Origin of the sequence: Streptomyces sp. NPDC047315 (genome assembly GCF_040643215.1) — a bacterium.
Lineage (GTDB): Bacteria > Actinomycetota > Actinomycetes > Streptomycetales > Streptomycetaceae > Streptomyces.
This window is the reverse complement of sequence record NZ_JBEYTZ010000080.1, coordinates 1-7,838: the sequence shown is the minus strand read 5'-3', so window position 1 is coordinate 7,838 and position 7,838 is coordinate 1. Positions and strand designations below refer to the sequence as shown.

1 protein-coding gene is annotated in these 7,838 nt (G+C 76.1%); it reads left to right on the top strand.

Annotation, left to right across the window (positions count from 1 at the left end; all coding sequences use genetic code 11):
- The coding region (locus tag ABZ842_RS38440; RefSeq protein ID WP_361548427.1) for an SDR family NAD(P)-dependent oxidoreductase at positions 1 to 7,838 on the top strand (7,838 nt) is incomplete at both ends.

Below are 7,838 nucleotides of genomic sequence, written 5' to 3'. Positions count from 1 at the left end.
AACCTCCGTGAGCAAGTCCGCTTCTCCGACACCGTCCACGCCCTCCTCGACGCCGGACACCGGCTGTTCGTCGAAGCCAGCCCCCACCCCGTCCTGGCGCTCGGCCTTGAACAGGTCTTCGAGGCGGCGGACGCCGTCGCCACCGTCGTCCCGACCCTGCGGCGCGACCAGGGCGGCTCCGAGCGGGTGGTGCGCGCGCTCGGCGAGGCGTTCGCCGCCGGCGCTGCCGTCGACTGGCGCGCCTGCTTCCCGGCCGGCGGCGCCCGCGTCGTGGACCTGCCCACCTACCCCTTCCAGCGGCGCCGGCACTGGGAGGAGAGCGTCACCCGCCCCGTCCTGGACCCGGCCGGATTGGGCCTCACCCCCGCCGGACACCCGCTCATCGGAGCCGCGTTGGAGGTCGCCGACGCCGACACCCGCGTCCTGACCGGACGCCTGTCCGCCACGGGCACCGCCACCGGCACCGCCTGGTTGGCCGACCACCGCGTGGACGGCACCGTGCTCGTCCCCGGCGCGGCGCTGGTGGAGTGGGCGCTGCGCGCCGCCGACGAAGCCGGCGGCCACGGCGGCGTCGAGGAGCTGACGCTGCACGCCCCCCTCGTCCTGCCGCCCTCGGGGAACGTCCGGATCCAGATCGTCGTGAACGCCGCTGACGACGACGGACACCGGACGATCCGCGTCCACTCCCGCCCGGACCACGGCACCGACGCATCCGCGGCCGACGCGGACTGGCTGTGCCACGCCACCGGCACCCTCACCGTCACGACGAGCGCCCCCGGTGGAACGCTCACCGGCGCCTGGCCGCCGCCCGGCGCGCAACCCGTCAGCCTCGACGGGTTCTACGAGCGCGCCGCCGAGTCCGGGTACGGCTACGGGCCGGCCTTCCAAGGGCTGCGCGCGGTCTGGCGGGACGGGGACGACCTGCTGGCTGAAGTCGCCCTACCGGAGGCCGCCGGCGACCCCGACGGCTTCGGCGTCCACCCCGCCCTGCTGGACGCCGTCTTGCATCCCGCGCTGCTGCTCGACGTCGGCACGGGCGGCACCGACGCCGTATGGCTGCCGTTCGGGTGGAACGACGTGTCGCTACGGGCCACCGGCGCGACCTCCGTCCGTGTCCGCATCACACCGAGGGCCGAAGCCGCGGCCGGTGAAGGGCGCGCGTTCGGCGTCGAGGTCGCGGACGCCGCGGGCGCCCCCGTCCTCGACGTCGCGTCCGTCGTCCTGCGCCCCGCCGACGCGCAGGGCCTGCGGGCGGCGGCCCGGGCAGGCGCCCGCGGTCTGTTCACCCTGGAGTGGACGCCGCTGCCCACCCCGTCGGAGACGACCGATGCGAACGAGGGCGGCCCGTGGCACGTACTCGGCCCCTGGCCCGCTGCCCCCGGGGCCGTCCACCACGCCGACCTGACCGCGCTCGCGGCGGCGCTGGACGCGGGCGCCCCCGTCCCCGTGGGCGTGCTCACCGCGTCACCGGCGGCGGGGGCCGCCGCTGACGACGGCCTGACCGCCGCTCAGGACGCGCTGCGCCTCGTCCAGGGCTGGCTCGCCGAACCCCGACTGGCAGGCTCCCGGCTGGTGTTCGTCACCCGCGGCGCCGTCGCCGCAGCCGGCCGGGGCGCCACCGAGCCCGACGCCGACCGGAGCGTGAACGCAGCGGCCAACGCCGTCTGGGGACTGGTCCGCGCCACCCAGGCCGAACACCCCGACCAGTTCGTCCTGCTCGACCTCGACCCCGCCAGCGAGGACGACCGCGTATCCGGCGGACTCGACCCGATCGCAGCCGCCGCACTGGCCGTCGCCGCGGACGAACCGCAGGCCGCCGTGCGCGCCGCACGCGTCCTGGTGCCCCGGCTGGCCCGCGTCACCTCCGTGCCGCCGGCGGACCCCACCGCCCCCGGCAGCCCCGGCGCGCTCGACCCCGACGGCACGGTGCTCATCACCGGCGGCACCGGCACCCTCGGCAGCCAGGTCGCCGAACACCTGGTGCGCACGTGGGACGTACGCCACCTGGTGCTCGTCGGGCGCCGTGGCCCCGACGCACCGGGTGCGGCCGACCTCGCCGACCGGCTCACCGCCCTCGGCGCCCGGGTCCGGCTGGTCGCGGCCGACGTCGCCGAGCCCGAAGCCGTCGCCCGGGTCGTCGCCGGGATCGACCCGCAGCACCCGCTGACCGCGGTGATCCACGCCGCGGGCGCGCTGGACGACGCCGTCGTGACGGCGCAGTCCGACGCACGCCTGGCCCGGGCCTGGCACGCCAAGGCCACCGCGGCGCGGCACCTCCACGAGGCCACCGCCCGTCTGCCGCTCGCGCTGTTCGTGACGTTCTCCTCCGCCGCGGGCGTCATCGGCAACGTGGGCCAGGCCGGCTACGCCGCCGCCAACGCGTACGTCGACGCCCTCGTCGCCGGCCGCCGCGCCGCCGGACTGCCCGGAGTGTCCATCGCGTGGGGCCTGTGGGAGCGGACCAGCGGGCTCACCGGCCACCTCACCGAAGCCGACCTGGCCAGGCTCCGCCGCTCCGGGCTCTCCCCGCTCCCCACCGGCCTGGCCCTGGAGCTGCTGGACGCCGCGTGCCGCCCGGAGCACTCCCTCGTCGTGGCCGCCGGCATCGACGTCCGGGGCGTCCCGGCCGCCGACCTCCCCGCCGTGCTGCGGGGCCTCTCGGTACGCGGCAGCCGCCCGACGGCCGCCGCAGCATCCGCAGCGGACCCGGCACAGGCCACCGAGCTGGCAAAGCAGTTGGCCGGGCTGGACGAGGCGGGACGGCTGGCCGCGGTGACCGACCTGGTCCGCAGCTGCGTCGCGGTCGTACTCGGCCACGACTCCCCGGCCGAGGTGCGCACCGACGCGCCGTTCAAGGACCTCGGCTTCGAATCGGTGACCGCCGTCGAACTGCGCAACCGCCTCGCCGCCCGGTGCGGCCTGCGGCTGCCCGCCACCCTCGCCTTCGACCACCCCACGCCCGACGCGCTCGCCGCCCACCTGTGCGGCCGGCTGGCGGGCCGTACGGCCGTGACCGCCGCACCGCCGCCCGCAGCCGTCGACGAACCCGTCGCGATCGTGGCGATGGCCTGCCGTTACCCCGGCGGAGTGCGCTCCCCGGAGGACCTGTGGGACCTCGTCACCGGCGCGGTCGACGCCATGGGCGCGTTCCCCGAAGGCCGCGGCTGGGACCTGGAGCGGCTGTTCCACCCCGACCCCGACCACCCCGGCACCAGCTACTCCGACCGCGGCGCGTTCCTCTACGACGCGGACGGCTTCGACGCCGACTTCTTCGGCATCTCCCCGCGCGAGGCCCTGGCGATGGACCCGCAGCAGCGGCTCCTGCTGGAGACGTCCTGGGAACTGCTGGAACGGGCCGGCATCAGCCCCGCCGCCCTCAAGGGCAGCCGCACCGGGATGTTCGCCGGCGTCATGTACCACGACTACGCGACCGGGCTCGCCACCAGCGGCGACGCCAAGCTGGAGGGCTACGCCATGCTCGCCAGCTCAGGCAGCGCCGCCACCGGCCGGGTGTCGTACACCCTCGGTCTGGAAGGCCCCGCGATGACGGTGGACACCGCGTGCTCGTCGTCGCTGGTGGCGATGCACCTCGCCGCACAGGCGCTGCGGCAGGGCGAGTGCTCCCTGGCGCTCGCGGGCGGCGTGACCGTCATGGCCACCCCCGAGGTCTTCACCGGCTTCTCCCGACAACGCGGCCTCGCGCCCGACGGCCGCTGCAAGCCCTTCGCCGCCGCGGCCGACGGGACCGGCTGGGGCGAAGGCGTCGGCCTCGTGTTGCTGGAACGGCTGTCGGACGCGCGGCGCAACGGGCACCGGATCCTCGCGGTGCTGCGCGGCTCCGCCGTGAACCAGGACGGCGCCAGCAACGGACTGACCGCCCCCAACGGCCCGTCCCAAGAACGCGTCATCCGACAGGCCCTCGCCCAAGCCGGACTGGAGCCCGCCGACGTCGACGCCGTCGAAGCACACGGCACGGGCACGACCCTCGGCGACCCGATCGAGGCCGGCGCGCTGCTCGCCACGTACGGACGGGAACGCCCCGCCGGCCGGCCCCTGTTCCTCGGCTCGGTGAAGTCGAACATCGGCCACACCCAGGCCGCGGCCGGCGTCGCGGGCGTCATCAAGACGGTGATGGCCATGCGGCACGGCGTACTGCCGGCCTCCCTCCACATCGACGCGCCGACACCCCACGTCGACTGGGAATCGGGCGCCGTCGCCCTGCTCACGGAGCGCACGGCGTGGCCGGCGACCGACCGGGCCCGCCGCGCCGGCGTGTCCTCCTTCGGTGCCTCCGGCACCAACGCGCACCTCATCCTTGAGCAAGGCCCCGACTCGCAGGGCTTTGACCCCGAGGACCTCGACCCCGACGCTCTCGGCCCCGACGCCGCTCAACAGTCCGACGCGGAACGGGCCGCAGCACCGGTGCCCTGGGTGGTCTCCGGCCGTACGCCCGAAGCGCTCCGCGCCCAGGCCACCGCCCTCACGGCGCACCTGAGCACCCGACCGGCCGCCGCCGAGCGGATCGGCCGCACCCTGGCCACCGCCCGGACGGCCTTCGAACACCGCGCCGTCGTCCTCGGCTCCGGCCGGGACGAACTACTCGCGGGCCTGGCGGCACTCGCCGCCGCAGAACCCCACCCGGCCGTGGTGTGCCCGGGCGAACCCGCCGCCACCACCGGCCCCGGCCCGGTGCTCGTCTTCCCGGGCCAAGGCTCCCAATGGGCCGGCATGGGCGCCGAACTCCTCAACACCTCAACCGTGTTCGCCGACCGCATCGCCGACTGCGCGAAGGCCCTCGAACCGCACGTCGACTGGTCGCTGACCGAAGTGCTGCGCGGCAACGGCGCCGAACTGGCCCGGGTGGACGTCGTCCAACCCGTCCTGTGGGCCGTGATGGTGTCGCTGGCCGCCGTGTGGGCCGACCACGACGTCACCCCCGCGGCCGTCATCGGCCACAGCCAAGGCGAGATGGCCGCTGCCTGCGTCGCCGGCGCCCTCACCTTGGAAGACGGCGCCCGCGTCGTGGCGCTGCGCAGCAAGGCGCTCCGCCGGCTCGCCGGCCGCGGCGCCATGGCCTCGCTCCAAACGGACCCCGAGGCGGCGCACGCCCTGTGCGCCGCGCACCCGGGCGTCACCGTCGCCGCCGTCAACGGCCCCGGCTCCGTCGTCGTCTCCGGACCCCCCGAGCCGGTGGCCGCCGCCGTCGCCGACGCCGAGTCCCAAGGGCTGCGCGCCCGGCTGATCGACGTCGACTACGCCTCGCACGGACCCCAGATCGACGAGATCACCGACGAACTCGCCACCGTGCTCGCCGGCGTCCGACCCCGGACCGCACCGGTCGCCTTCTACTCCACCGTCACCGGCGAACGGATCGACACCACCGCCCTGGACACCGGCTACTGGATCACCAACCTGCGTCAGCAGGTCCGGTTCGCGGACGCCGTCGACGCCCTGCTGGCCGCGGGACACCGGGTGTTCGTCGAAGCCAGCCCCCACCCCGTGACCACGCTGGGCGTGCAGGAGTGCATCGAGCGCGCCGGCGTCGCCGCGACCGTCGTGTCCACGCTGCGCCGTGACGCGGGCGGCCCGAACCAGGTGGGCCACGCCCTCGCCCACGCGTTCACCGCCGGCGCACCGGTGGACTGGACGGGCTGGCTGCCGGCCGCCGGACCCGTACTCGACCTGCCCACCTACCCGTTCCAACACCGGCCCTACTGGCTGGCCGCCCGATCCGGTGGGCCCGTGGACGCCGACGGCCTCGGGCTGGAGGCCGCCCACCACCCCGTCCTGGCCGCCGCCACCCGACTCGCCGACAGCGGCACCCACCTGCTCACCGGACGGCTCACCCAGCGCGGCCAGCCCTGGCTGCCCGACCACCGCGTCCTGGGCACCACGCTGGTGCCCGGCGCCGCCCTCGTGGAATGGGCACTGCGCGCCGCCGACGAGGCGGGCCGCGGACGCGTCGAAGAACTGACCCTCCAAGCACCGCTGGTGCTCCCCGAAACCGGGGGCGCACGCATCCAGGTCGCGGTCGGCGCACCCGGCGCCGACGGGCGGTGCGAGGTGTCGATCCACGCCAGGGCCGACGCGGACGGCGACCACGCGACCCCGGCCGGACAGTGGACCTGCCACGCCACCGGAACGCTGGCGCCCGCCAGCGACACCGTACCCGCGCCCGAACCCGGCACCGTCTGGCCCCCGACAGGTGCCCGGGCGCTCGACGTGACCGGGTTCTACGAGCGCGCCGCCGAGTCCGGGTACGGCTACGGGCCGGCCTTCCAAGGGCTGCGCGCGGTCTGGCGGGACGGGGACGACCTGCTGGCTGAAGTCGCCCTACCGGAGGCCGCCGGCGACCCCGACGGCTTCGGCGTCCACCCCGCCCTACTGGACGCCGCCCTACAGACCGCCCTGCTGCTCGACGCCGACTCCGATGCCGGCAACTCTGACGCCGGTGCGGATGGCGTGTGGTTGCCGTTCGCCTGGAACGGGGTCTGCCTCTGGGCCACCGGCGCCACGACCGTACGGGTCCGGATCACGCCGCACGCACCGGGCCCCGACGCCAACGGCGCGCACGGGGACAGCGGGCGCGGGATCCGGGTGGCCGTGGCCGACGCCGTCGGTGCGCCCGTGCTCACCGCGGACTCCGTCGTCCTGCGCGCCGCCGACCCGGCACGTCTGCGCGCCGCCCCGGACGACGGCGGTGACGGCCTGTTCGCGGTGGAGTGGACCCCGCTGCCCGCACCCGACGTCCCGCCCCGCACCGCAGCGGACAACCCGTGGACGGTCATCGGCGCGACGGCCGGGACCGCCGACGCCACGACCGGTCAGGTCCACCACCGCGACCTCGCCGCCCTCGTCGCAGCGCTCGACGACGAAACACCCGCACCCCCCGTGGTCCTGGCGCCCGTAGCCACCGGAACACCCGCGGGTGACGAGCCCGACGACGCCCTGGACGCCACCACCCGGGCCCTCGCCCTGATACAGCACTGGCTCGCGGAACCCCGACTGACCGACTCCCGCCTCGTCCTGGTCACCCGCGGCGCCGTGACCGCCGACGACGCCGACCGGGAACCCGACCCGGCCGGTGCCGCCGTCTGGGGTCTGGCCCGCAGCGCCCAGTCCGAGGAACCCGACCGGCTCGCCCTGCTCGACCTCGGCCCCGGCCACGAACCCACCGACCCCGCCGTCCTCACCTCCGTCGCCGGACTCGTCGCCGCTGGGGAGCCGCAGGCAGCCCTGCGCGAAGGGCGACTCCTCGCGCCCCGCCTCGTACGCGCCACCAGCCCCGGCGCCCCCACCGCCGCACTGCCCGCACGCTCCGGCGCCTGGCGGCTGGAGTCCGGCCCGAAGGCCACCCTGGAAGACGTGCTGCCCGTGCCGGCCCCGGAAGCGGAAGCACCCCTGGAGCCCGGCCAGGTACGGATCTCCGTGCGCGCCGCCGGCGTGAACTTCCGCGACGCCCTCGTCAGCCTCGGCATGGCCCCGGGACAGACCGGCCTCGGCAGCGAAGGCGCCGGAGTCGTTGTCGAAACCGGCCCGGACGTCACCGGCTTCGCGCCCGGCGACCGCGTCATGGGCCTGTTCGCCGGCGCCTTCGGCCCGCTCGCCGTCGCCGACGCCCGCATGCTCACCACCATGCCCCCCGGCTGGGACTGGGCCACCGCGGCGGCCGTACCGGTGGTGTTCGCCACCGCCTGGTTCGGCCTCGTCGACCTGGGCCGGGTGCAGCCGGGCGAGAAGGTTCTCGTCCACGCCGCGACTGGCGGTGTGGGTACGGCTGCCGTGCAGATCGCCCGGTACGTGGGTGCGGAGGTGTTCGCGACCGCGAGCCCGGGCAA